This is a genomic window from Novosphingobium sp. FKTRR1 (assembly GCF_020404405.1).
Classification (GTDB): domain Bacteria; phylum Pseudomonadota; class Alphaproteobacteria; order Sphingomonadales; family Sphingomonadaceae; genus Novosphingobium.
In genome coordinates, this window is record NZ_JAIZDA010000004.1 from 97,121 (window position 1) to 120,181 (window position 23,061).

General features: G+C 64.3%; 21 protein-coding genes. 17 read left to right on the forward strand and 4 right to left on the reverse strand.

Going from position 1 to position 23,061, the window contains the following annotated elements:
- Positions 1 to 83 precede the first annotated feature (83 nt).
- Positions 84 to 1,022 (forward strand): CmcJ/NvfI family oxidoreductase, encoded by a 939-nt coding sequence (locus LDN95_RS05925; RefSeq protein WP_226016725.1) that lies wholly within the window; start codon positions 84 to 86, stop codon positions 1,020 to 1,022.
- 67 nt (positions 1,023 to 1,089) lie between these two features.
- Complete coding sequence (locus LDN95_RS05930) at positions 1,090 to 1,575, forward strand: flavin reductase family protein (RefSeq protein WP_226016726.1); 486 nt, start codon at positions 1,090 to 1,092, stop codon at positions 1,573 to 1,575.
- Between the two features lie 63 nt (positions 1,576 to 1,638).
- Here LDN95_RS05930 and LDN95_RS05935 read toward each other — a convergent pair whose 3' ends face one another.
- Complete coding sequence (locus tag LDN95_RS05935; protein ID WP_226016727.1) at positions 1,639 to 1,833, reverse strand: hypothetical protein; 195 nt, start codon at positions 1,831 to 1,833, stop codon at positions 1,639 to 1,641.
- On the opposite strand from LDN95_RS05935, the gene LDN95_RS05940 reads away from it, so the two are divergent.
- The gene (locus tag LDN95_RS05940; protein WP_226016728.1) at positions 1,832 to 2,527 is read left to right on the forward strand and encodes a Crp/Fnr family transcriptional regulator; all 696 of its coding nucleotides are present in this window, start codon (positions 1,832 to 1,834) and stop codon (positions 2,525 to 2,527) included. The two genes, LDN95_RS05935 and LDN95_RS05940, sit on opposite strands and share 2 nt — an antisense overlap.
- A 151-nt stretch (positions 2,528 to 2,678) precedes the next feature.
- Positions 2,679 to 4,028, forward strand: a complete 1,350-nt coding sequence (locus LDN95_RS05945) for an alginate export family protein (protein ID WP_226016729.1) — start codon at positions 2,679 to 2,681, stop codon at positions 4,026 to 4,028.
- Positions 4,029 to 4,191: 163 nt separating this feature from the next.
- Here the strand turns inward: LDN95_RS05945 and LDN95_RS05950 are convergent, their stop codons facing one another.
- The gene (locus tag LDN95_RS05950; protein ID WP_226016730.1) at positions 4,192 to 4,878 is read right to left on the reverse strand and encodes an OmpW family protein; all 687 of its coding nucleotides are present in this window, start codon (positions 4,876 to 4,878) and stop codon (positions 4,192 to 4,194) included.
- A 251-nt stretch (positions 4,879 to 5,129) separates the two neighbouring features.
- On the opposite strand from LDN95_RS05950, the gene ccoN reads away from it, so the two are divergent.
- The 13 genes from ccoN (at position 5,130) to sthA (ending at position 19,716) form a co-directional block, all read left to right on the forward strand.
- A complete protein-coding gene (gene ccoN, locus LDN95_RS05955) occupies positions 5,130 to 6,788 on the forward strand; it encodes a cytochrome-c oxidase, cbb3-type subunit I (RefSeq protein WP_226016731.1) in 1,659 nt (552 codons plus the stop codon).
- A 31-nt stretch (positions 6,789 to 6,819) separates the two neighbouring features.
- A complete protein-coding gene (gene ccoO / locus LDN95_RS05960) occupies positions 6,820 to 7,572 on the forward strand; it encodes a cytochrome-c oxidase, cbb3-type subunit II (protein ID WP_226016732.1) in 753 nt (250 codons plus the stop codon).
- Complete coding sequence (locus LDN95_RS05965; RefSeq protein ID WP_226016733.1) at positions 7,569 to 7,742, forward strand: cbb3-type cytochrome c oxidase subunit 3; 174 nt, start codon at positions 7,569 to 7,571, stop codon at positions 7,740 to 7,742. The genes ccoO and LDN95_RS05965 overlap by 4 nt, the downstream gene beginning before the upstream one ends.
- Positions 7,732 to 8,661, forward strand: coding sequence for a cytochrome-c oxidase, cbb3-type subunit III (gene ccoP, locus LDN95_RS05970; RefSeq protein ID WP_226016734.1), 930 nt, complete (start codon positions 7,732 to 7,734; stop codon positions 8,659 to 8,661). The genes LDN95_RS05965 and ccoP overlap by 11 nt, the downstream gene beginning before the upstream one ends.
- A 30-nt stretch (positions 8,662 to 8,691) precedes the next feature.
- Entirely contained in the window at positions 8,692 to 10,164 is a 1,473-nt protein-coding gene (ccoG, locus tag LDN95_RS05975) for a cytochrome c oxidase accessory protein CcoG (protein WP_226016735.1), read from the forward strand.
- A complete protein-coding gene (locus LDN95_RS05980; protein WP_226016736.1) occupies positions 10,161 to 10,679 on the forward strand; it encodes a FixH family protein in 519 nt (172 codons plus the stop codon). The genes ccoG and LDN95_RS05980 overlap by 4 nt, the downstream gene beginning before the upstream one ends.
- Positions 10,676 to 12,823, forward strand: coding sequence for a heavy metal translocating P-type ATPase (locus tag LDN95_RS05985; RefSeq protein ID WP_255630686.1), 2,148 nt, complete (start codon positions 10,676 to 10,678; stop codon positions 12,821 to 12,823). The genes LDN95_RS05980 and LDN95_RS05985 overlap by 4 nt, the downstream gene beginning before the upstream one ends.
- Before the next feature lie 13 nt (positions 12,824 to 12,836).
- Positions 12,837 to 12,998 (forward strand): cbb3-type cytochrome oxidase assembly protein CcoS, encoded by a 162-nt coding sequence (ccoS, locus tag LDN95_RS05990; protein WP_226016737.1) that lies wholly within the window; start codon positions 12,837 to 12,839, stop codon positions 12,996 to 12,998.
- Positions 12,995 to 13,255 carry a hypothetical protein gene (locus LDN95_RS05995; protein WP_226016738.1) on the forward strand — a complete coding sequence of 87 codons (261 nt, stop codon included), beginning with the start codon at positions 12,995 to 12,997 and terminating at the stop codon, positions 13,253 to 13,255. The genes ccoS and LDN95_RS05995 overlap by 4 nt, the downstream gene beginning before the upstream one ends.
- Positions 13,245 to 14,576 carry an oxygen-independent coproporphyrinogen III oxidase gene (gene hemN / locus LDN95_RS06000; RefSeq protein WP_226016739.1) on the forward strand — a complete coding sequence of 444 codons (1,332 nt, stop codon included), beginning with the start codon at positions 13,245 to 13,247 and terminating at the stop codon, positions 14,574 to 14,576. Before LDN95_RS05995 ends, hemN begins: the two co-directional genes overlap by 11 nt.
- Positions 14,577 to 14,683: 107 nt before the next feature.
- On the forward strand, positions 14,684 to 15,298 hold the full coding sequence (eda, locus tag LDN95_RS06005) for a bifunctional 4-hydroxy-2-oxoglutarate aldolase/2-dehydro-3-deoxy-phosphogluconate aldolase (protein ID WP_226016740.1): 615 nt from the start codon (positions 14,684 to 14,686) through the stop codon (positions 15,296 to 15,298).
- 71 nt (positions 15,299 to 15,369) lie between these two features.
- Positions 15,370 to 18,159 carry a phosphoenolpyruvate carboxylase gene (locus LDN95_RS06010; protein WP_226016741.1) on the forward strand — a complete coding sequence of 930 codons (2,790 nt, stop codon included), beginning with the start codon at positions 15,370 to 15,372 and terminating at the stop codon, positions 18,157 to 18,159.
- Between the two features lie 165 nt (positions 18,160 to 18,324).
- Complete coding sequence (gene sthA / locus LDN95_RS06015; protein WP_226016742.1) at positions 18,325 to 19,716, forward strand: Si-specific NAD(P)(+) transhydrogenase; 1,392 nt, start codon at positions 18,325 to 18,327, stop codon at positions 19,714 to 19,716.
- 12 nt (positions 19,717 to 19,728) lie between these two features.
- Here sthA and LDN95_RS06020 read toward each other — a convergent pair whose 3' ends face one another.
- Together LDN95_RS06020 and LDN95_RS06025 are read right to left on the reverse strand one after the other, a co-directional pair.
- A complete protein-coding gene (locus tag LDN95_RS06020) occupies positions 19,729 to 20,841 on the reverse strand; it encodes a TrkA family potassium uptake protein (protein WP_370631658.1) in 1,113 nt (370 codons plus the stop codon).
- 69 nt (positions 20,842 to 20,910) lie between these two features.
- Positions 20,911 to 23,025, reverse strand: a complete 2,115-nt coding sequence (locus LDN95_RS06025) for an amidohydrolase family protein (protein ID WP_226016743.1) — start codon at positions 23,023 to 23,025, stop codon at positions 20,911 to 20,913.
- Positions 23,026 to 23,061: the final 36 nt, after the last annotated feature.

Consider the following 23,061-nt stretch of genomic DNA (forward strand, 5'->3'; position numbering starts at 1 on the left):
GCAGGGCCGTTTATACAAGTGTATGAGTCGTGCTCTCAGCCGACCTTCGCAACGAACGCGGCGCATTGCCCGGAGAGCATGTCATGGCCACACTCGCCAACCAAGCCGTCGCTGCCGATGGGGCGCGGCCCGATCCTGTCGAAGAGGCTGCGCGATGTGCTCCGGCGCTGATCCGCTACCTTGGCCCCGGCGACCATGTGACCCGGCGCTATGTCAGCCGTGGGGCCGAGATCAACACCGGCGAATACCTCGATTATCCGGCGAGGGTGCGCGACGGCATGCCGATCCGCGATCACTTCGCGCTGGATACCCACGGGTTCGTATTGGGGCGCCATGCCAGTGCCATTACCGATTTTGCCGACAAGGGGGCGATCGATGCGGTCTACATGCGCGAGGTCGAGGAACTGGTGACCCGCCTGACCGGGGCGAGCCGCACCGCGGCGCAGGGTTGGATGATCCGCACCTCGGCCGATTTGTCGGCGCAAGTTGCCGAAAAGGTTGAAGGCTATGTGCATGCCGGCGGGATCCAGCCCCCGGCGGGCGAGGCGCACGTCGATTATAACGAGATCACCGGGCAGCGTGCCGCACAGCGCATGTATGCTCAGGCGTTTCCTGACGGGCCGGGCTATAAACGGTACATCTGCGTGTCGCTATGGCGCACCTTCAGTCCCGGTCCGCAGGACTGGCCCTTGGCGGTCTGCGACGGCCGGACCGTGCAGGATGAGGAAACCGCCTCAAACACCCTGTTCGTGGTGGACGAGTTTCCGGTCGGTGACGCGCTGGTCGCTCCGGTCGAGAACGAGGATCAGATGATCGCCGCCACCATCTTTCGGCACCGCGAACGACATCGCTGGTGGTACTTTTCGAACATGAGCGCCGAGGATGTGCTGCTGTTCAAGTTTCAGGACAGTGACCATTCGGTGACATGGCGTTGTCCGCACACCGCGTTTCATGACACCAGTCTGCCCGATACCAAGACCCGTTCGAGCATCGAAGTGCGCTGCGTGGCGTTTTTCGAATAGCTTCCAAGTCAATCGGTCGCCCCGATAGGTGGTTGACCGGAATCGCTTTTGCCAGCACGGAAACGGGATGATCGATCCCGCCCTTTTTCGCAGCGTGCTTGGCGCTTATCCCACTGGCGTTTGTGTCGTGACGGCGGTGGACCCTGCTGGCGCGCGCCATGCGCTGGTCATCGGATCGTTCACATCGATCTCGCTTGATCCGCCACTGGTCGGCTTTTTTCCCGACAAGCGTTCAAGCACCTGGCCCAAGATGGCCGCAGCCGGGCGCTTCTGCGTCAACGTGCTGGGTGCCGATCAGTTGGACCTGTGCCGTCACTTCGCCGCGCGCCGCGAAGACAAGTTCGCCGATCTGGCTCATGGCACCACGCAATCGGGCCAACCGCTGCTCGACAATGCCATCGCATGGATCGACTGTGCGATCGAACGCGTGACCGAAGTGGGCGATCACTGGCTGGTCGTCGGTGCGGTCGAATCGCTGGGCAGGCGCGAAGAAGGCAATCCGTTGTTGTTCTTTCGCGGTGGCTATCATGATCTGGCGCTGCTGACCGATTGAACCCGCCCGCATTTGCGCAATATTTGCGTTTATCTGCGGTTTCTCGGGGCAATTTGACTTTCATCAACGCATTTGGGTCGATCCGGGGGCAAAGATATCTGCGTCGGCCGGGAAGGCCACGGCGATCGCCGGAAGTTTCCCGTCCGCCGATTTCTCCCCAACTTGGGCGATCGGGTGACCGGTCGCCCTGTTTTTTGTCACAATCGTGCCGGGATCGCCGATTGTGGTCGCCGTCGGCATTTGGTAAGCCTGCGTCATGTCGTCTTGTGAAACATGTGTGGTACGCAACCGGGCGATCTGTGATGGGTTGGACGCGCGTGAGATCACGTCCCTCAACGCCATCGGCCGTCGTCGCAGCGTGTCTGCCGGGGAGCCACTGATCTGGGAAGATGACGATTCGTTGCTCGTCGCCAACGTGATCGAGGGGGTGCTCAAGCTCACCACTTCGACCGAGGATGGCCGCGAACAGATCGTCGGCGTTGCCTATCCGTCCGATTTCATCGGCCGCCCATTCGGCCAGACCAGCAAGGCCAGCGTAGTCGCGTTGACCGATGCGCGGGTCTGCGTGTTCGCCCGCAACGATTTCGACCGGTTCGCGCGCGAACATCCGGGCCTTGAGCACAAGTTGCTGGAACGCACGCTGGCCGAACTTGACCGTACGCGCGCGTGGATGATGCTGCTGGGGCGCAAGACCGCACCCGAAAAGATCGCGACGTTCCTGCTTGAAATGTCGGAGCGGCTGTCGGAATCGGACTGCACGCCGAAGTTCGGACCGGCCCGGCGCTTCCAGTTGCCGTTTTCGCGCCAGCAAGTGGCTGACGTGCTGGGGCTGACGATTGAGACGGTCAGCCGTCAGTTCACCCGGCTGAAGAACGACGGCGTAATCGAACTGCCCTCGCGGCGCGAGGTCGAGATCGTCGATCGTCCGGCGCTGCTCGCGCTGGCTGGCTGATCGCCGGATTGTTCGGCGCGGCTTTCTTTTTGCGATACGGCTCCGTACCGGTCGAATTCCAACCTGCTTGACCCGATCGAACATGGCACTTTAGGTGCCCTGCGCCGATTGGTGGCGATCCGGGGGGACGGTCTTGACCAGAGCATACATCTTGAACGCCGGTCGCACCGTGCTGTCGGCAGTGCTGTTGGTGGGCTGCGCGCCCGCAGCACTGGCGGCCGACGCCGATGGCTTCCACGTGTCGGGCAGCCTGCGCCTGCGCTTCGATACCATCGATGGCGAGCCGCGCGTCGGGTTCGGAGACACCGATTCGCTGTTCAATACCCGGCTGCGGGTGTTGGCCGAATACCGTACCAAGCCGTTCCGGCTGGTCGCCGAACTGGTTGACAGCCGCGTGTGGGGCGAGGATGCGACCACGCCGATCACCACGGGAGAGGTCAACGCTGCCGAACTGGTGCAATTGCACGCAGCGCTCGATCTGGGTGCGGCATTGGGCAAGGGGACGCAACTGAACCTGCTGGCCGGGCGCACCACGCTCAACATCGGTTCAGGACGCCTGATCTGGTCGGACGACTATCGCAATACCACGCAAGGTTATACCGGATTGCGCGCCGATCTGGCTTTGCCGGGTCGGGTGAAGCTGATGGGGTTGTACATGCTGCCGCAGGAGCGCTTGCCCGATGACCGTGCGGGCATCGTCCATTCGCGGATCGTGTGGGACAAGGAAAGCCTGGCGCAAGTGCTGTGGGGCGGCAGCGTTGCCAAGGCATTCGGTACGGCCCGGCCAATCAACGTGGAAGCCAGTTTCTATCATTACGGGGAGCACGATTCGCCGGGGCGGCCAACCCGCGATCGTTCGCTCAATACCGTAGGCTTGCGTTTCATCAGGCCGCCAGCGGCGGGCCATTGGGATGGTGAGGTCGAGGCGATGGGCCAGTTCGGCCAGACCGCGACCGCGCTTGGCGCCAATGCACCGCTTGTGCCGGTTGCGGCCAGCTTCATCCACGGTCGGGTCGGTTACACGTTCGCCGCGCCGTGGAAACCGCGCTTGTCGTTCGACTTTGATCGGGCGAGCGGGGATGGGCCGGGCAACCGCACATACGCGCGGTTCGACACCCTGTTCGGGCAGCGGAGGCTCGATTTCGCGCCTTCCGGGCTCTACAATGCGACCACCCGCGGGAACATCGTGTCGCCGGGGATCAAGCTTGAGGCGGCACCATCAGCACGGCTCGACGGTTTCGTATTCTATCGCCCGATGTGGCTGGCCGATGCGCATGATGCCTTTGCCACCACCGGTGTGCGCGATGCTTCGGGACGGTCTGGCACTTTTGCCGGCAACCAGATCGATGCGGACTTGCGCTGGTGGGCCATGCCCAAGCGCTTGCGGCTCGAACTGTGCGGCACAGTGCTGTTCAAGGGCCGCTTCCTGCGCGATGCGCCCAACGCAACGCCGGGCCGGGCGTCAAAGTATCTGTCGGCCAATGTGACCGCCTTTTTCTGAAGGAAGGGGCCTTGCGCAAGGGCGCTATCCGGAAGGGCTGAATGCAAAAAGGGGATGCCGCAGCATCCCCTTATGTCGCTGAAGTGGCGGGCGGGCGGGCGCGATGGATCCCAGACACCGCGCCTGCCCGCCCACCTACCCCGGGGCATGCCCGGGGATCCTGTCAGAAGCGGTAGGACAGGCCGGCGCTCAACACCCAGGGATCGAGCTTGTGCTTGGTCGTCAACACTTCGGCCGATCCGGCATAGAAGTGCGCGGTGGTGGGCACGAAGTACTTCTTGGCATCAAGCGTGAGGCCATAGCCCGACTTGCCCAGCGGAACGTCGACACCGGCTTGCAACGCAAAGCCGACGTTGCTCGACAGCTTGGTGCGGGTCACGCCCAGCGCGGCGGCAGTGTCGCCCGGGCGGCTCGAGGTGACGATGTAGAGCGACGGGCCGACGCCGACGTAGGGTTTGATCGCGCCCAGCGGCAGGTGGTACTTGGCGGTCAGCGTCGCCGGAATGATCCCGACATGGTTGACCAGATTGGTACCGGCCAAGGAGCCGCGCCCGTTGACGTGGTGCGAGGTGATCCCGGCGATCGTCTCGACAGAGACGTTCGGCGTCAGGAAGTATTCGATCGCGACCGTCGGCGTGAAGCTGTTGTTGCTGGCCTTTGCCTGGGGCGCGGCGAAAGGTGCCAAAGCGGCGAGCGAAGAATCGATGTGCTTGACCTCATCGATCTTGCCATCTGCCAGCACCGCAGTGCCGAGCAGCTTGAACTGCCACTTGCCATCGACCGAGCCGGCGTGCGCCGGGAGAGGCGCGAGGAGGGCAGCGCCGAGCGCTGCAGCAAGGATCTTTTTCATATCAATCAATTCCTGCCACCCCGGCCGTCCAGCCCCTCGCTGGCTCGTTCCCGACGGTGTGACATGCTGATGCGCTGCTGCGTTGCGGCATACATTGACGGAGCGCAAATTTCGAAAAACGACCGATTGACCGCACCCTTCTTTGGTCGCAGTCTCAAATAAGGGGCCGCCAATTTGACACTCATCAATGTTGCTCTGCGCAATCGGGCGCAGCGGCCGTTCTTGACATCCGTCATGGAAGGGAAGGCTCCATGGAATCCATACTCGCCAAAAGTGGCGCGTGGTTTGCCGCGCTGCTGTTTGCGATCGTCGCCTGTGCTTTGGCGGTCGATCGCGGTTTTGCTGTGCATATGGCCATCTGCGGTCTGGCTGCGCTGATCGGTCTGATCGTCACCCTGCGCGGGACTGACGCGGACGCGATTTCCAAGGGCATCATCAAGTCACCCGATCAGAGCCGTTACGATGACGAACCGATCCGGTGGGGCGTGATCGCGACCGTGTTCTGGGGCATGGCGGGTTTCCTCGCCGGGCTTTACATCGCGTTGGAACTGGCGTTCCCGCAACTGAACTTCGGCCTTGAATTCATCAACTTCGGCCGGTTGCGCCCGCTGCACACCAGCGCGGTGATCTTTGCATTCGGAGGCAATGCGCTGATCGCCTCGTCGTATTACGTGGTGCAGCGTACCTGCCGGGCGAGGCTGGCCTTCCCCGGCCTCGCCCGTTTCGTGTTCTGGGGCTATCAGTTGTTCATCGTACTGGCCGCAACCGGCTATCTGATGGGCATCACGCAGGGCAAGGAATATGCCGAGCCGGAATGGTACGTCGATCTGTGGCTTACGGTCGTCTGGGTTTCGTACCTGATCGTCTTTGGCGGCACGATCCTCAAGCGCTCGGAACCGCACATCTATGTGGCCAACTGGTTCTACCTGTCGTTCATTCTGACCGTGGCGATGCTGCATCTGGTGAACGGTGCAGCGATCCCGATCAGCTTCTTCGGCTCCAAGAGCATCGCGTTGGCAGGCGGCGTGCAGAGCGCGCTGATCGAATGGTGGTACGGCCATAACGCGGTCGGGTTCTTCCTGACTGCCGGCTTCCTGGCGATGATGTACTACTTCGTTCCCAAGCAGGCCGAACGGCCGATCTACAGCTACCGCTTGTCGATCATCCACTTCTGGGCGCTGATCTTCCTGTATATCTGGGCAGGCCCCCACCACCTTCACTACACGGCGCTGCCCGACTGGGCGCAGACGCTGGGCATGGTATTCTCGCTCATGCTGTGGATGCCGAGCTGGGGCGGCATGATCAACGGCCTGATGACGCTGAACGGCGCCTGGGACAAGATCCGCACCGACCCGATCATCCGCATGTTCGTGATGAGCCTGGCCTTCTATGGCATGAGCACGTTCGAAGGCCCGATGATGTCGATCAAGACGGTCAACAGCCTGTCGCACTATACCGACTGGACCATCGGCCACGTTCATTCCGGCGCACTCGGCTGGAACGGCATGGTGACTTTCGGCATGCTCTATTACGTCACGCCGCGCCTGTGGAACCGCGAGCGCATGTACAGCCTGCGCATGATCAACTGGCACTTCTGGCTGGCGACCATCGGCATCGTTTTCTACGCGGCATCGATGTGGGTGGCCGGGATTACCCAGGGCCTGATGTGGCGTGAATACGGGCCGGACGGCTATCTGGTGAACTCGTTCGCAGAGACGGTCGCCGCGCTCCATCCGATGTATGTGCTGCGTGCCTTTGGCGGGCTGCTCTACCTCTCGGGCGCCGTGATCATGACGATCAACATCACCCGCACCATCCTCGGTTCCAAGCTGCGCGTTGAGGCGCCGATGACCGAGACCCCGTTCGACCCGGCGCGCGATGTGCCGCTGCGGCCCGCTGCAGCGCACTGATCCTGCGAACCCTGCGTCAAGGAGAACTCCGATGGCACTCTCTTTTCTGGAGCGTCACAAGAAAATCGAACGCAACGTCACGCTGCTGGGCGCGCTTGCCTTTGCAGCGGTGACGGTGGGCGGGATCGTCGAGATCGCACCGCTGTTCTGGATCGATAACACGATCGAGAAAGTGCAGGGGATGCGTCCTTTCACCCCGCTCGAAACCGCCGGTCGCGACATCTACATCCGTGAAGGCTGCTATGTCTGTCACAGCCAGATGATCCGCCCGTTCCGCGACGAGACCGAACGCTATGGCCACTACAGTCTGGCGGCGGAATCGATGTACGATCACCCCTTCCAGTGGGGCTCGAAGCGAACCGGACCGGACCTTGCCCGTGTCGGTGGCAAGTACTCCGACGAATGGCACGTGCAGCACCTGAAAGACCCGCGCGCGGTCGTTCCGGAATCAATCATGCCGGCTTATCCGTTCCTGGCGGAGCGGGATCTCAAGGCCGGGGACATGACCGCCGAGTTGCGCACGCTCTATCAGGTGGGTGTGCCCTATTCGAAGGACGATATCGCCAAGGGCAACGACGACCTGAAAGCGCAGGCCGATCCTGAGGCGGCCACCGCCGACCTCAAGAAGCGCTATCCCAAGGCGCAAGCACGCGACTTTGATGGCAATCCCAAGCGGTTGACCGAAATGGACGCGCTGGTCGCCTATCTTCAGGTGCTGGGCACACTGGTCGATGTCAACGCGCCCGCCGCTCAGGAAGTCCTGGTCAAGGAGAAGGGCCGATGAACCCGCATTCGACCTATGAGGCGCTGCGCCATCTGGCCGATAGCTGGGGGCTGGTGATGATGAGCTTCATCTTCCTTGGCTTGTGCCTGTGGCCATTTCGTCCCGGCTCGCGCGCCTATTCCGATGAAGCGGCCAACTCGATCTTCAAGGATGAGAACGATGGCGAATGAACCCCGCATCGACGAAGCCACCGGTGTCGAGACCGTCGGACACGAATGGGACGGCATCGAGGAACTCAACAATCCGCTGCCGCGCTGGTGGCTGTGGACATTCTATGCCTGTATTGCCTTTGCGCTGGGCTATGTGGTGCTTTACCCGGCGCTGCCCGGGCTGACCGGGGCCACGCCGGGTACGCTCGGCTGGACCAGCCGTGGCGCGCTTGCCGCCGACCTGAAGGCGGCAGAGGCATCGAAAGCCGCGGTTCGGGCACAGATCGCGGCCATTCCGGTCGAACAGCTTGCTGCCGATCCCAAGCTGCTGCGCGTCGCGATCGAAGGCGGCCGCGCCGCGTTCAAGGTCAACTGCGTACAGTGCCACGGCGCTGGTGCCGCCGGGAGCAAGGGCTATCCCAACCTCAACGACGACGACTGGCTGTGGGGCGGTGACATCGCCACCATTCACCAGACTTTGCAGCACGGCATCCGCTATCCGGGCGATGACCAGGCCCGGCAGAGCCAGATGCCCGCGTTCGGTCGCGATGGCATCCTTACGCCCGCGCAAGTGCAGGATGTGGTCAGCCATGTCCGCGTGATCAGCGGCGAGGACAAAGCCAATGGTTCGGCTCAGCGCGGCGCGGCGATCTTCGCGGCGAACTGCGCGGTCTGTCACGGCGCCAATGGCGAAGGCAACCGGTTGGTCGGTGCGCCCAGGCTCAGCGACGCGATCTGGCTCTATGGCGGCGACCGCGCGAGCCTGACCGAAACCGTGACCAATGCCCACGCCGGGGTCATGCCTGCATGGTCTCAGCGGCTCGATCCGGTCACGGTCAAGATGCTTGCAGCCTATGTCCATTCGCTGGGCGGGGGCGAAGCGGCTGCACCCGTTGCACCTGCTGAAGCTCCGGCACAACCCGCTACCGCCACCAAGTAACACTGCTGCCAATCCGAAAGGGGGCACATGATGAACGTGCAAGATCCCAGGCTCGTTCGCGTCGACCATTCCAAAGACCTTGGCCTTTATGCCAAGCGCAAGGGCGTGTTTCCGAAGAAGGTCGATGGTCCCTTCCGGCGCTTCAAGTGGACGGTGATGGCACTATGCCTCGCCGTCTACTGGGGCACTCCGTGGATCCGTTGGGATCGCGGTCCTTACGCGCCGCATCAGGCGGTGCTGATCGACATGGCGAACCGGCGGTTCTACATGTTCGATATCGAAATCTGGCCGCACGAATTCTATTTCGTCGCGGGGCTGCTGATCATGGCGGGCATCGGCCTGTTCCTGGTCACCAGCGCGGTCGGCCGGGCGTGGTGCGGCTATGCCTGTCCGCAGACAGTGTGGACCGACCTGTATCAGCATGTCGATCGCATCGTCGATGGTGATCGCAACGCGCAGTTGCGGCTGCAAAAGGCGCCGTGGACAGCCTCCAAACTGGCGCGGCGTACGTTCAAGTGGGGCATTTATCTGGCCATCGCGTTCGTCACCGGCGGTGCGTGGATCTTCTACTTTGCCGATGCGCCGACGCTGCAACATGCGTTCTGGACCGGACAGGCCGATCCGGTTGCCTATGCCACCACCGGCATCCTGACCTTCACGACGTTCTGGCTGGGCGGGTTCATGCGCGAACAGGTCTGCGTCTACATGTGCCCCTGGCCGCGTATCCAGACCGCGATGCTCGACGAAAAATCGCTGATCGTCACTTACAAGCACTGGCGGGGCGAGCCGCGCGGTTCGGTCAAGTCGGCCGCGCGCAGCCCGGTTCCGCTGGGCGATTGCATCGATTGCCAGCAGTGCGAGGCAGTGTGCCCGACCGGCATCGATATCCGCGAAGGCGCACAGATCGGCTGCATAACCTGCGGATTGTGCATCGATGCCTGCGACAAGGCGATGCGTGATATCGGCCGTCCGCGCGGCCTGATCGATTACTGCACGCTTGAGGACGCCACCCGCGAGCGCAACGGCCAGCCCGATGCACCGGTGCTCAAGACCCTGTTCCGGCCGCGCACGCTGGTCTATTTCGGGATATGGGCCGGCATCGGGCTCGCGCTGTTGTTCATGCTTGGTCAGCGCAGCAGGCTTGACCTGTCGGTGGCCAAGGACCGCAACCCCGAATACGTCCAGCAGTCGGGGGGCGCGATCCACAACGGCTTCACGGTCAAGCTGCGCAACATGGAGGATCGACCACGCCCGGTGGTGCTGTCGATCGCAGGCTTGCCCGGTGGCGCGATCTATACCGACGACATGGCCTCGAACGCGGCGCGTCCCAGTCTGCAATTGCAGGTGCCTGCCGACGAGACCCGCCGTCTGCGCGTTTATGTAGTAGCGCCGCGCGGGACCGAACCCGGACAATTCTTGTTCCAGCTCAAAGCCATCGACGCGCAGGGCGGGCATGGTCAATCGCAGACCACCTTCACCACCGCAAAAGGAAACGGCCAATGACCGAACCGCTGTCTGCACAGGGCTCGTCCGCCGCTACCGTTCTGTCGGCGCCATCTGGGCGACCCGTCCGGCGTTTCACCGGCTATCATATGACCGCGATCCTCGTCACATTCTTCGGGGTGGTCATCGCGGTCAATCTGCTGATGGCGAACCTGGCCATCAGCACTTTCGGTGGTGAAGTGGTCGAGAATTCCTATGTCGCCAGCCAGCATTTCAACCGCTGGCTCGATTCGGCCAAGGCCGACCGCGCGCTCGGCTGGAAGGCAGACTTTACCCGCGATGTCACCGGCGCGGTCAGCGTCGATCTGCGCGATGCCAACGGCAATCCGCTGACGCAGGCGCGTGTATCGGCAGTGGCGGAGCACCCGTTGGGGCTGCGCGATGACGAAAAGGTCGTTCTGCACGAAACGGTGCCCGGCCGCTATGCGGCGGCGCTCCCCGCCGGACGCTGGCGGCTGCGCCTGCAAGTGAGCGCCAAGGGGCAGACCTGGCACACCATCGGCGATCTGCCATGAATGCCCCGGCGTTCCCCCTAAGCGACACGGCGGTTCCGACGGCTTCGGCCGATCCGCTGGTCCACTGCGTCCTGTCGGTGCCTTCGATGCATTGTGCTGGCTGCATGGGCAAAGTCGAGCGCAGCCTTTCTGCGCTGGATGGCGTCGTGTCCGCGCGTGCAAACCTGACCGCACGAAGCGTCGATGTCGTCCATGATGGCGGCACCGATTGGCCGGTGTTGATCGCTGCGTTGGAGGGCGTCGGTTTCGCCGCGCAACCGCGCGAGCCCGAGGCAGACGAGCGGCCGTCGGCGGTAAGGCCGTTGCTCGCACCGCTGGCCGTTGCGGGCTTTGCCTGCATGAACGTGATGTTGCTGTCGGTGTCGGTCTGGTCCGGGGCGGATGGCCCGACACGCGATCTGTTTCACTGGATATCGGCAGCGATCGGCGTGCCTGCGATCCTGTTTGCCGGGCGTCCGTTCTTCTCGTCTGCACTAGGCGCGCTGCGTCACGCGCGAACCAACATGGACGTGCCCATCTCGATCGGGGTGATCTTGGCCACCAGCCTCTCGGTGTACGAGACTGTCACCCACGGCGCTGAAGCGTGGTTCGACGGCACGCTGATGTTGTTGCTGTTCCTGCTGTCCGGGCGGGTGCTCGATGCGATGATGCGCGACCGCGCGCGCGCCGGGGTCGATGCACTGCTGCGGCAGGCCGCGCCGGGCGCGCTGGTGATCGACGGCGAAGGCAAGGCAAACTGGTTGCCGTCATCGGCGCTGGTGCCGGGCATGGTCATTCGTGTCGGGCTGGGTGAACGACTTGCCGCCGATGGCACGATCACGAGCGGGCACACCCGCATCGATCAGTCGCTGCTGACCGGCGAGAGCGTTCCCGTGGCCGCCGCACCCGGCGATCCGGTCGTGGCCGGGACGCTCAACACCGAAAACCCGATCGATGTCACCGTCACGGCAAGCGGCACGGATACTGTGCTGGCCGAGATCGCGCGGACGATGGAGGCGGCGGGCCAGTCGCGCTCTGCCTATGTTCGCATCGCCGACCGCGCCTCGCGGCTTTATGCGCCCGCCGTGCACACGCTGGCCGCGGTCAGCTTCGTCGGGTGGATGATCGCCGGGGCCGGCGTTTATCATTCGCTGGTTATCGCCATTGCGGTGCTGATCATCACTTGCCCCTGTGCGCTGGGGCTCGCCGTGCCAGTGGCACAAGTCGTGGCGGCAGGCGCGCTGTTGCAACGCGGCATTCTGGTCAAGGACGGTTCCGCGCTCGAACGCCTTGCCGAGGTCGATCGCGCCTTGCTCGACAAGACCGGTACGTTAACGCTCGGCCAGCCGGTGCCTGATCCGGCTGCACTCGACGCTTTGACTGGCGATGAGGCAGGCGTTGCGCTGGCTCTTGCCAGCCATAGCCGCCACCCGCTCAGCACCGGCCTTGCCCGCGCACTGGCAGCGCGCGGCGTCACCGCCGTTCCGCTTGCCGTGGTAGAGGAGGAGGCCGGACGCGGCGTTTCGGCCAGGTGGGGTGCGCTCGACGTGTCGCTGGGTCGACCGGTGGCGGCTGACGGTACGGCCACCGCCCTGGCCATCGCCGGGCAACCGACCCGCCTGATCGGATTTGCCGACCGGCTGCGGCCGGATGCTGTCGAGGCGCTGGCTCGACTGCAACGCATGGGCATAACCGCCTCGATCCTGTCGGGTGATGCGCTACCTGCCGTTGCCGAAATCGCGCGCCAGACTGGTTTGCTGGGACAGGGCGGCGCCTTGCCCAACGACAAACTTGAGGCGATTGCGGTGTTGCAGGGGGCTGGACGCAAGGTGTTGATGGTCGGCGACGGGCTGAATGATGGTCCGGCGCTGGCCGCCGCACACGCGTCGATCGCACCGGGCAGCGCTTGCGATGTCGGGCGGCAGGCAGCCGATCTTGTGTTCACCGGCGATTCTCTGCTCGCCGTCCCGCGTGGCATCGCCGTGGCGCGCGCGACGATGCGCGTGGTGCGCCAGAACTTCGTGCTGGCAATCGGCTACAATGCGCTGGCGGTGCCACTTGCTATCGCTGGCGTTGTCACACCGTTGCTGGCGGCCGTGGCCATGAGCACGTCCTCGCTGATCGTTATCGCCAATTCGCTGCGTCTTGCGCGGCGGCCGGTTTGAGGGCTTCGGGAAGATGACCTCGATCGCCATTCTGCTGCCGATCGCGCTGGGTATGGGCCTGTGCGGCCTTGCCACGTTCTTCTGGGCCTTGCGCCACGGTCAGTTCAGCGACCTTGACGGGGCCGCCGCGCGCATCCTGATCGATGAGGACGACGTGCCGGACGTGAAGCCGTGAACCCGGCGATCTGGGCTCTGGCGCCGCTGGCCGTGGTGCAGATGGTGCTGCCCGCGCCCGCGCAGGCGGCTTTCGTGCTCGTGCCGATCTGCGGTGAGGGCGGACACGCCCGGCCGATCCGCATTCCGGGCAAGAACGATGGCAGCGGCCCCGGCGGTGCGCCGTGTTGCAAAATTTGCCATATCGCAATGCGCAAGCGTTCGGGCGGCGATAGCGGTTGTTGCGGAGACGGAGAGGATGATCTCGATGCCGCATGAACGCTTTGCCGACTGGGCGTATTACCCCGACCTGCTCGCCCGGCCTGTGCCGCGCTACACCAGCTATCCAACGGCGGCTGAATTCGTCGAGGAACCGTTCGGTGAGCGCCAATTGGCGGCGACGCGGGCCTTGCGAGGCGACGTCTCGCTCTATGTCCACATCCCCTATTGTCAGGATATCTGCTGGTATTGCGGCTGCAACACCGGCGCCGCCAACCGAACCAACCGGCTTGCCGCCTATCTTGAGGCGCTCACCCGCGAGATCGAGCTGGTCGCGGGCGAGGTTCATCCATCGGTGCGGGTACGGCGCATCGCGTTCGGTGGCGGCAGTCCCAACGCGATCAGCCCGACCCAGTTCGTGCGGCTGGTCGATGCGCTGGTGCTGCGTTTCCGGCTGGTCAACCCGGTGGTGTCGATCGAGCTTGATCCGCGCAGCCTCGATCCCGGTTGGTTCAAGGCAATCCAGGGTATCGGCGTGATCAAGGCCAGCCTTGGCGTGCAGACGCTCGATCCGGCGGTGCAGGCCGCGATCGGTCGGGTTCAGCCGCGCGATCACATCGAACGCGCGGTCGATGGGCTGCGCAAGGCCGGCGTCGGTTCGATCAACTTCGACCTGATGTACGGCCTGCCGGGGCAGGACGACGCCATTCTGGCCGATACGCTCGACCAGTCGGCGGCCATGGGTGCGGACCGCATCGCGCTGTTCGGCTATGCCCATGTGCCGCACCTGATCCCGCGCCAGCGCCGGATCGCCGATGATGCCTTGCCCGATCAGCGCGCGCGGTTTCGCATGGCGGCTGAGGGCCACGCGCGGCTTGTCGATGCCGGGTATGAAGCGGTCGGTTTCGATCACTTCGCACTGCCGGGTGACGATCTTGCCCGCGCTGCGCTGAACGGTACCTTGCGCCGCAATTTTCAGGGTTTTACCGAGGACCAGGCACCGGTTCTGCTTGGCCTTGGCGCGTCCTCGATCAGCGCGTTTCCCGACATGTTCGTGCAGAACGAGAAGAACGCCGGGCGCTATCGCATGCTGGTCGGCGCCGATCACCTGCCGGGGCGCAAGGGCATTGCGCGAACCGCCGACGACCGACTGCGTGGTGCGGTGATCGAAGACCTGTTGTGCCGTGGGCGCGCCCGGATCGAGCCGGACCTGCTGGCACAGGTACGCGATCGGCTGGAACCCTTCGCCGGGCGGGGGCTGCTCCATCGCGAAGGCGATGATCTGGTACTTGCCCGCGGTGCAACGCCTTATGCGCGTGCGATTGCGGCGGTGTTCGACGCCTATCGCGTCGGCGCGCGGCAGTTCAGCTCGGCGGTCTAGGCGGTTTGTGCGCCCAAGAATAAGTATGCATCGGGGGAGTTAGCGGCTGCACAATAGGGCGTTGCGCGATAGGGTCCGACGACGAATAATCGTCCGAGAGAGACCCGATGAAGCCGATCGAAACCATCATGCGCACCGCGCCCGTCATACCCGTCCTGGTGATCGAGGACGTTGCGCATGCCGTGCCTGTCGCCCGCGCGCTGGTGGCAGGTGGCTTGCGTGTGCTCGAAGTCACGTTGCGCACGCCTTGTGCGCTCGATGTGATCAAGGCCATGCGCGGTGTCGAAGGCGCGATCGTCGGCGCCGGAACCGTGGTCAACCCCGATGAACTCAAGGCGTCGATCGATGCCGGGGCCGAGTTCATCGTGTCGCCGGGCCTGACCCCGCGTCTGGGTGAAGCGGCGGTCGCCAGCGGCATTCCGTTCCTGCCCGGCACCGCCAATGCTGCCGACATCATGCTGGGGCTCGACCTTGGCCTTGCCCATTTCAAGTTCTTTCCGGCAGCGACTTCGGGTGGTATCCCCGCGCTCAAGGCGTTGAGCGGGCCGTTCGGTCAGGTGCTGTTCTGCCCGACTGGCGGCATCACGCAGGCCACGGCGCCCGACTGGCTCGCGGTGGACCCGGTGTTGTGCGTTGGCGGCTCCTGGCTTGTCGGCAAGGGCATTCCCGATGAGGAGGCCATTGCTGCCGCGGCCAGCGCCGCATTCGCGCTGGCGGTTTGAGCATTGATCAGATGGATGCAGGGCGGGTGAGCAAGGCCGGTCGGCAGCCTCGCAAAAAGGGAAATCGGGCGATGAAGACGGTCGAGGCACTGCGTAACCGGTTGCAGGAACTCCACCAGCGCACCGCCGAGACCCCGCTGTTCAACCCCGTTTTCCAGCTAAGCCACGATCTGTCGCGCCAGCTTGAGAGCGGCGCACTCGATCTCGCCGAAGTCGAAGGGTTGGTCGCCGAACTCGAGTGCGAGGCGCTGCAGAGCCGGGCAGGTCGCCTGCGCAGGCTCGTCGCGCCAACCGATCCCGCCGCCAACCTCGGCAGTATCGCCACGCTGCTGAACGAGGAGGACGGCTTTTCCGAATTCCGCAAGCGCTGGGAAGCGCCGCTGCTGCATGCGGTGTTCACCGCGCACCCGACCTTCCTGCTCAACCCCGCCGAAGCCGATGCGGTGGCGAGTGCCGCGCTGGCCGATGACCCGCTGGCCGCGACGGTTTGCGCCGTGCCCCACGTTGGCCCCAAGATCACGCTCGAATTCGAGCATGGCGAGGCGCTCGACGCAATCGAGCGCGCGGCCCGTGCGCGCGATGCCATCAATGCCACGCTGCTGGGGCATGCCCGCGCACGCTGGCCGGGGCGCTGGCTCGATTTTCGTCCCCTGCCGTTCCGGTTTGCCTCATGGGTCGGCTATGACATGGACGGGCGGACCGACATCAGTTGGACCACCTCCATCGCCTTCCGCCTGCGCGAAAAGGCGCGGCGGCTTGGCACGTATGTCGCTCAACTGACAGCGATCGAGGCGAACCATCCGCTGCTCGAAAGCCTGCGCGCAGGTGAGGCACATGCTGCCGAGATGGCGGCGCTGTTCGTGCAACCCCTGACCGAGCCCGAGGCGCTGTCGGCAGTCGCCAACCGCATGACGGCCGATGAGCCGGGCAAGCTGCTGTCGCTGGCACCCGCGATCGCCCGGCTGGAAGCGGATGCACGCGCCGCAACCGATGGGCAGGCTGCAATAGGGTATGCCACGCTGGCCGCTGCGATGCGGGCCGATGGGCTGGGCATGGGCTGGATTCACTTCCGGGTGAATTCGTCGCAACTGCACAACGCCTTGCGCCGCCGGATCGATCCCGATGGCACGCTCGACCTCGGCAGCAAGGGTGCACTTTCGCGCCTGCGTGAGGTTTTGGCGCAGGCCAGGCCGTTGCGTGTCAATTTCGGTGCTTTGGCGATCGAGACGTCCACTGCGATGCGCCAGTTCCTGGTGATGGCGCAGATCCTCCACCACATCGATGCCGACGCGCCGATCCGCATGCTGATCGCCGAGTGCGAACAACCGCAGACGGTGCTGGCCGCGCTATACCTCGCCCGGCTGTTCGGTATCGACGACAAAGTCGACGTATCGCCGCTGTTCGAGACCGAAACTGCGCTGGAGCATGGCGGACGCTTTCTTGACGCGCTTCTCGCTGAACCGGCCTATCGCGACTATGCGCGGCTGCGCGGCCGCGTGGCGGTGCAGACCGGCTTTTCCGATGCCGGACGCTTCCTTGGTCAGATCCCCGCCGCATTGGCGATCGAGCGTCTGCAAGGGCGGCTGGCCGATGCGATGAAGGTCAACGGACTGACCGATGTGTCCGCGCTGATCTTCGATACGCACGGCGAAAGCATGGGGCGCGGCGCGCATCCTTCGGGCTTTGCCGATCGGTTGACCTGGCCGCTGTCGCGCTGGGCGCGCGGCCGCTTTGCCCGCGCGGGCATCCGCATCGAGGCCGAGGCCAGCTTCCAAGGCGGCGATGGCTACCTGTTCTTCCGCAACGACGAACTGGCGCTGGCGACGCTCACCCGCATTGCCGAGGCCGAAGGGGCGCTCTCGGGCGACTACCAGAACGACCCGTTCTATGACCGCACCGACCTCAGCCTCGACTTCTATCGCTCCATACGCCGCGTGCAGCGCGAGCATCTGGAAAGCGCGACTTATGCCCGTGCGGTGACCGCGTTTGGGCTCGGCATGCTCAAGTCCACGGGCAGCCGCGTGTCGCGCCGTCAGTCGGACATCCACGCCGACCGGACGATGAGCCTGCGCCAGATCCGCGCGATCCCGCACAACGCGATCCTGCAGCAGATCGGTTATTCGGTGAACGTGATCGCCGGGGCCGGAACGGCTGCTGGGGACGAGGCCGAGGCGATTGCCGACCTGCTTGGGCGGTCGGAGCGCGGGCGGCAACTCGTGCGGCTGCTGCAGGCGGCCAATGGCCTTGCCTCGATCAAGACGGTGGGCGCGTTCGGTGAACTGTTCAACAGCGCCTATTGGGCGAGCAGACCCTATCGCGGCACCGAAACGCACCTCGAAAACGGCTGTCTGGGGCTGGCCGAGTACCTGACCAAGGATGATCGCGCGGGCGTGTTCCGGCGGCTTGCGTCGCGGTTGCGCGTGGACTGGATGAAGCTTCACCGTCTGCTGGCGATGGTCGGCGGCGGCAAGGCTGAAGGCCGCGATCCGGTGGCCGACGAACAGCGTCGCAACATCGGCTTGTTGCAAGCGGTGCGCCTTGCGCTGCTGATGCACATGTTCCTGCGTGCGGTGCAAGTGCCCGCGTTCAGCCGCGCCAACGATGTCAGCCGCGACGATGTGCTTGAAATGGTCCTGTCGCTGCGGGTGGATGAGGCTTTGGCCCAGTTGCGCCGCGCTTATCCGGTGATCGAGCCCAAGATCGGCGATTTCACGCTGGACGAGCCGACCGACTATCCCGACAGTCAGGGTGAGGACTACAGCGCCATCCGCGCCCGCTTCATCGACCCGATCGAGCAGGCGCATGCGCTGAACATCCGCATCGCGGCGGCTATCGCCAATTACTTCGGCGCCCACGGCTGACCGTTTCTGTCGCTCCAGCAAAGGCGTTGCCTGCCGGTTAACCGTGCGTAGGATTGCGCGTGAAGACCGCAACGCGATCCACCAGATTGCGGCGATAGGGGAGGGTTCCTGCACAGGGCAACGCAACCGCCGATCAAGGCGGGCGCGGGGGCTGGGGGGACACGGATGGAACGGTACGACCTGGTGGTGATCGGCAGCGGCCCGGCAGGGCGACGCGCCGGGGTGCAGGCCGCCAAGCTGGGCAAGCAGGTGCTGGTCGTCGAAGGGCGGCGGCGGGTTGGCGGCGTTTCGGTCCATACCGGCACCATTCCGTCCAAGACCTTGCGCGAAACCGTGCTCAATCTGTCGGGCTGGCGCGAACGTGGATTCTATGGACATTCCTATCGTGTGAAGGCCGAGATCGGCGGTGACGATCTGGGGCACCGGCTAGGCAAGACGCTGGAGCACGAGGTCAACGTGCTTGAGCACCAGTTCCACCGCAACAAGATCCGCACGGTATCGGGCATGGCGCGCTTTACCGGACCGCACGAGATCGCGATCGGCCGGGCCGATGGCAGCGACCTGCGCGTTACCGCCGAGCGCATCCTGATCTGCGTGGGCACCGTGCCGCACCGTCCCGATACCATTCCGTTCGACGATCTGGCGGTCGTCGACAGCGACCGCATCGTCGAAGTGCCGCGCGTGCCGCGCAGTCTGTGCGTGATCGGCGCAGGCGTGATCGGCATCGAATATGCCACGATCTTTTCGGCGATGGATGTTCCGGTGACTCTCGTCGAACCGCGCGAGACGTTTCTCGACTTCATCGACCGCGAAGTGATCGACGAGTTCGTTCACGACTTGCGCGATCGCGGCATGATCATCCGCACGGGCGTCGCCGTGGCCAAAGTGGAGAAGGGGGCCGACGGCTGGGTCACCACCACGCTTGCGGACGGGCGGACGATCCGCACCGAGATGCTCCTCTACGCCGCTGGCCGTACTGGCGCGACGGATGCGCTCGAGCTGGCCAAGTGCGGACTGACCGCCGACCATCGCGGCCGGATCACGGTTGATCCCAAGACACTGCAGACCGCCGTTCCGCACATCTATGCCGCAGGCGACGTGATCGGCTTTCCCAGCCTTGCCTCCACGTCGATGGAGCAGGGCCGCATCGCCGCATGTCATGCCTTTGGCCTGCCACTGCCGCCAGCGCCGCAATACTTCCCTTATGGCATCTATGCCGTGCCCGAAATCTCGACCGTGGGTATGAACGAGCAGGAGGTGCGCGCGCGCGGCATCAGTTATGAAGTGGGTATCGCCCGCTTTCGCGAAACCAGCCGTGGCCACATCATGGGGCTGAACACCGGTATGATGAAGATGTTGTTCTCGCTCAAAACCCGGCGTCTGCTGGGCGTGCATATCCTGGGCGAGGGGGCGACTGAATTGATCCACATCGGTCAGGCGGTACTCAACCTGAAGGGCACGCTCGACTTCTTCATCGAGAACACTTTCAACTACCCGACGCTGGCCGAAGCCTACAAGATCGCCGCGCTCGATGCGTGGAACAGGATGCCGAAATAGGGGCGGCTGTATTCACCCCAAAAACGTTCGCCCAGACCGAACCGGTCGCGCCGGCGCGTTGAAAACCGCGCCCGCCGACAAGCGACTGCCGCGCACCACCAGCAGGATTGAATCGCCAACCTCAATGCGCACGTCCTCGCCCGGATGCTCGATCGACTTGCCGTCGATGCGATCGATCTGGACCACAAAGAACGCCCCGTTGCCGCGTCGCTCCGCCTCACCCACCGTTTCGCCGACGAGCGCGCTTTTGGCGGCAACCTGCACCACTTCAAGGTCGAGCCCGAAGTCATGCAACTGCCGCTTCACGTCGGTCATCCTTGTCGCCTCGTCCAGCACGCGGTCGGTGGCGGGGTAGAGGATCAGTTCGGTGATGCGCTCGGCGCCGATGTGGGTGGGCAGCACGACCTTGTCGGCCCCAGCATGAAACAGCTTGCTCTCCGTGGTCGGAGCCTCGCCGCGCGCGATGATCTGGACAGCCGGGTTGAGGTTGCGCGCAGACAGGGTGATGAACACGTTGGCGGCATCGTCTGGCAGCACGGTGGCGAGCACGCGCGCGCGCGCGATTCCGGCCTGCCGGAGCGTATCCTCGTGCGTTGCTTCACCGATCAGCGTCAGGAAGCCGTGGGACTTGGAAACCTCGGCCTTGGCGGCGCTGCGTTCAACGATCAGGAACGGCGTGCGCGCTTCGGTCAGGGCCTTGGCCAATTGCACGCCGATGCGGCCATACCCGCAGATGATCACGTGATTTTCAAGGCGTTCGATATCGGATGCCATGCGATCCAACCCCAAAAGGCGGCGAAACTGGAACAGGGTGAACACTTGCACCAGCGCGCCGGTCAGCACGATCATGCCGGTGCAGCCGAGCACGATCGTGAAGGTCGTCCACAGGCGCAGATACGTGGTGTCGATCGGCCGGACTTCGCCATAGCCGACCGAAAAGATCGTCAGCAGCACCATGTAGGCGGCATCGCCCAGCGGCCATCCGGCGTGGACGTACCCCAGCGTAGAGACGACGAACAGCACTGCGACATATGTCACCGTGCCCGACAGCAGCCGCAGCGGCGAGCCGAGCACGCTGTTGGCCCCTTGCGAAAGGGCCGAAGGTTGTCCGTTGCTGTCCATCATGCCCCTGTGCTGTCAGGATAGTGGCGTACCCTGACAGCGCTTGTCCAGCGCAGACCGCACGAGGCTGGATCAAAGGCCGAGCAGTTCCCCCGCGTCATGCCGCAGCGTCGATGCACCGCCCGCATTGGCCTGCTTGGCAACCGGTGCTGGCAGGGTGATTGCCGGCGTGGTGGTGAACGGTTTGACCCCCAGTTCGGGATAGATCTCGGTGGGGAAATAGAAGGTGCCGTTCTTCACCACCATGCGGATGGTTTTGATCGCTTTCAGATCCTTCACCGGATCGCCCGGAATCAGGAAGAAGTCGGCCAGCTTGCCCTTGGCGATCGAACCCAGTTCCTGATCGCGGCCCATGTAGCGCTGTACGTCCAGCGTGGCGCGGGCAAGGATCTCGGCGGAGGAGAATCCGGCGGCCTCATACAGTTCCAGTTCGCGATGGTAGGTGAACGAGCCGCCTGTATCGGTGCCGGGCACGATGAAGATTCCGGCATCGTGCATCTGCTTGGTGATCGCGATCAGCTTGCCATAAGCGGCGCGATAGGCGGCCTCGTCACCCGGAGCGCTGGTGTCGATCCACTGCTGGCGCTTGGCACGTTGTTCGGCGACGGGCAAATGGTCGACGTAATCCACAGCCCCGGGCGCCACGGTGCCATCGCGGTTGAGCAGCAGGTTTTCATGGATGCCAAGCGTCGGATCGATGGCGATGTGCTTTTGCGCCATTGTGGCGATGGTCGCCTGCACCGGCGCGCTGGCCAGATCGAGCGTTGCCAGCCGCTTCAAGCCATAGAGCCGGAACAGTGTTCGCGTATCCTCGCCCTGCTTGATCACCCAGCCCAGCGAGACCTGATTGATGTGGGTCATCTCGTCGTAACCGGCGGCGATCATCGCGTCGGCATTGGTGAAGGCGGGGACGTGTCCGGCCACGCGCAGACCCAGCCGGTGAGCCTCGGCCACCACCGCAGGCACCCACGCCGGGTTCATCGAGTTGTAGATCTTCACTTGCCAGTATCCGCGCGCGGCGTACCAGCGAACCGCGTCGATCGCCTTGGCCTCGCTGTCGACGACGAAGCCGTTGTTCGCGTTGAACGGGCTTTTGCCTTCGATGAAGCCGCTGCGGATCACGCGCGGCCCCGTAATCACGCCCTTTTCGATGCGGCTGATCAGGTCATCGAGTACGGCGTTGTCGTTGCCCATGTCGCGCACCGAGGTCACCCCGGCCAGCACGTTGAGCAGCGCGTCGTCCTGACCGATGTGGCCATGCATGTCGGTCATGCCCGCAACCAGCGTACCGCCAGCGCCGTCGATGGTGGCTTCGCCGGGGGTGGCCGGGCTGTCGGCGGGTTCCACTGCGGTGATGCGGTTGCCGTTCACCAACACTTGAACGGGCCCGGTCAGCGCCTTGGCCACCGGGTCGAACAGCCGCACGTTGGTGATCCGCACCGGCGCGCCAAAGTTGTGGGCATAGCGCGCCTGAAGATCGGCATAGCGGCGTGATTGCAGATCGGCGGCGAGACCGCGCAGCTGCACTTGCTCCCCTTCATACCCCTTGCGGACCACGACCGAGCTCGGGTCGATTTGCGCAAACAGTGCGCCGTCCTTGTCCAGCAGCGCGTAGGCTGGGGCATAGTTGGTGCCGCTGATGGCATATTGCGTGACCTCGAGCGGACCGTCCGCGCCATTGACGGTCAGCACGTCGCCCTTGGTCAGGCGCAGCGCGCCGCCCGGCAGCGCGGGCAGCGTCTGGCCGGGCGCGGCGAGCAGGGCGCGCACTTGCAGACCGAACTCCCATGGGCTGCCGTTCTGTGTGACATAGAGCGTTGGCGCCTTGACCGTTGCAGAACCTTTGCCCGCCGCGTCGGTCCAGGTCGCCTTGCCCCCCTTCAACGCAAAGCGTTCGGCCACCTTGCTGCCAAAGGTGGTGGCGCCATCGATCGCCCAGGTTACCGGCAGTCCGTCAGAGCCCAGCGTCAGCGCTTCCTTCATCGTCGGGCCGCGACCGTTGTCCTTGATGTCGAAGTCGATGGTGACGGCTTTGCCGGTCGTCTCGACGTCCAGATGCCCGACTATCTTGTTGCCGCTGATGACCGAGAAGTGCTCGCTTGCAGCAAGAGCCGGGCAGGCGCCCAGCGCGGTAGAGGTGGCAAGGATCAGGGCGAATGCGGCGCGCGCGCGAGTGGTTTGGCTCATGGGATGCGATGCTAGGACACGGAACGCCGCCGGGCA

Excerpts from the sequence above, each read along its gene's own strand:
- LDN95_RS05925 (WP_226016725.1), top strand. The coding sequence starts at position 84 with ATGGCCACACTCGCCAACCAAGCCGTCGCTGCCGATGGGGCGCGGCCC.
- LDN95_RS05930 (WP_226016726.1), top strand. The coding sequence starts at position 1,090 with ATGATCGATCCCGCCCTTTTTCGCAGCGTGCTTGGCGCTTATCCCACT.
- LDN95_RS05940 (WP_226016728.1), top strand. The coding sequence starts at position 1,832 with ATGTCGTCTTGTGAAACATGTGTGGTACGCAACCGGGCGATCTGTGAT.
- LDN95_RS05935 (WP_226016727.1), bottom strand. The coding sequence starts at position 1,833 with ATGACGCAGGCTTACCAAATGCCGACGGCGACCACAATCGGCGATCCC.
- LDN95_RS05950 (WP_226016730.1), bottom strand. The coding sequence starts at position 4,878 with ATGAAAAAGATCCTTGCTGCAGCGCTCGGCGCTGCCCTCCTCGCGCCT.
- ccoN (WP_226016731.1), top strand. The coding sequence starts at position 5,130 with ATGGAATCCATACTCGCCAAAAGTGGCGCGTGGTTTGCCGCGCTGCTG.
- ccoO (WP_226016732.1), top strand. The coding sequence starts at position 6,820 with ATGGCACTCTCTTTTCTGGAGCGTCACAAGAAAATCGAACGCAACGTC.
- LDN95_RS05965 (WP_226016733.1), top strand. The coding sequence starts at position 7,569 with ATGAACCCGCATTCGACCTATGAGGCGCTGCGCCATCTGGCCGATAGC.
- ccoP (WP_226016734.1), top strand. The coding sequence starts at position 7,732 with ATGGCGAATGAACCCCGCATCGACGAAGCCACCGGTGTCGAGACCGTC.
- ccoG (WP_226016735.1), top strand. The coding sequence starts at position 8,692 with ATGAACGTGCAAGATCCCAGGCTCGTTCGCGTCGACCATTCCAAAGAC.
- LDN95_RS05980 (WP_226016736.1), top strand. The coding sequence starts at position 10,161 with ATGACCGAACCGCTGTCTGCACAGGGCTCGTCCGCCGCTACCGTTCTG.
- LDN95_RS05985 (WP_255630686.1), top strand. The coding sequence starts at position 10,676 with ATGAATGCCCCGGCGTTCCCCCTAAGCGACACGGCGGTTCCGACGGCT.
- ccoS (WP_226016737.1), top strand. The coding sequence starts at position 12,837 with ATGACCTCGATCGCCATTCTGCTGCCGATCGCGCTGGGTATGGGCCTG.
- hemN (WP_226016739.1), top strand. The coding sequence starts at position 13,245 with ATGCCGCATGAACGCTTTGCCGACTGGGCGTATTACCCCGACCTGCTC.
- eda (WP_226016740.1), top strand. The coding sequence starts at position 14,684 with ATGAAGCCGATCGAAACCATCATGCGCACCGCGCCCGTCATACCCGTC.
- LDN95_RS06010 (WP_226016741.1), top strand. The coding sequence starts at position 15,370 with ATGAAGACGGTCGAGGCACTGCGTAACCGGTTGCAGGAACTCCACCAG.
- sthA (WP_226016742.1), top strand. The coding sequence starts at position 18,325 with ATGGAACGGTACGACCTGGTGGTGATCGGCAGCGGCCCGGCAGGGCGA.
- LDN95_RS06020 (WP_370631658.1), bottom strand. The coding sequence starts at position 20,841 with ATGATGGACAGCAACGGACAACCTTCGGCCCTTTCGCAAGGGGCCAAC.
- LDN95_RS06025 (WP_226016743.1), bottom strand. The coding sequence starts at position 23,025 with ATGAGCCAAACCACTCGCGCGCGCGCCGCATTCGCCCTGATCCTTGCC.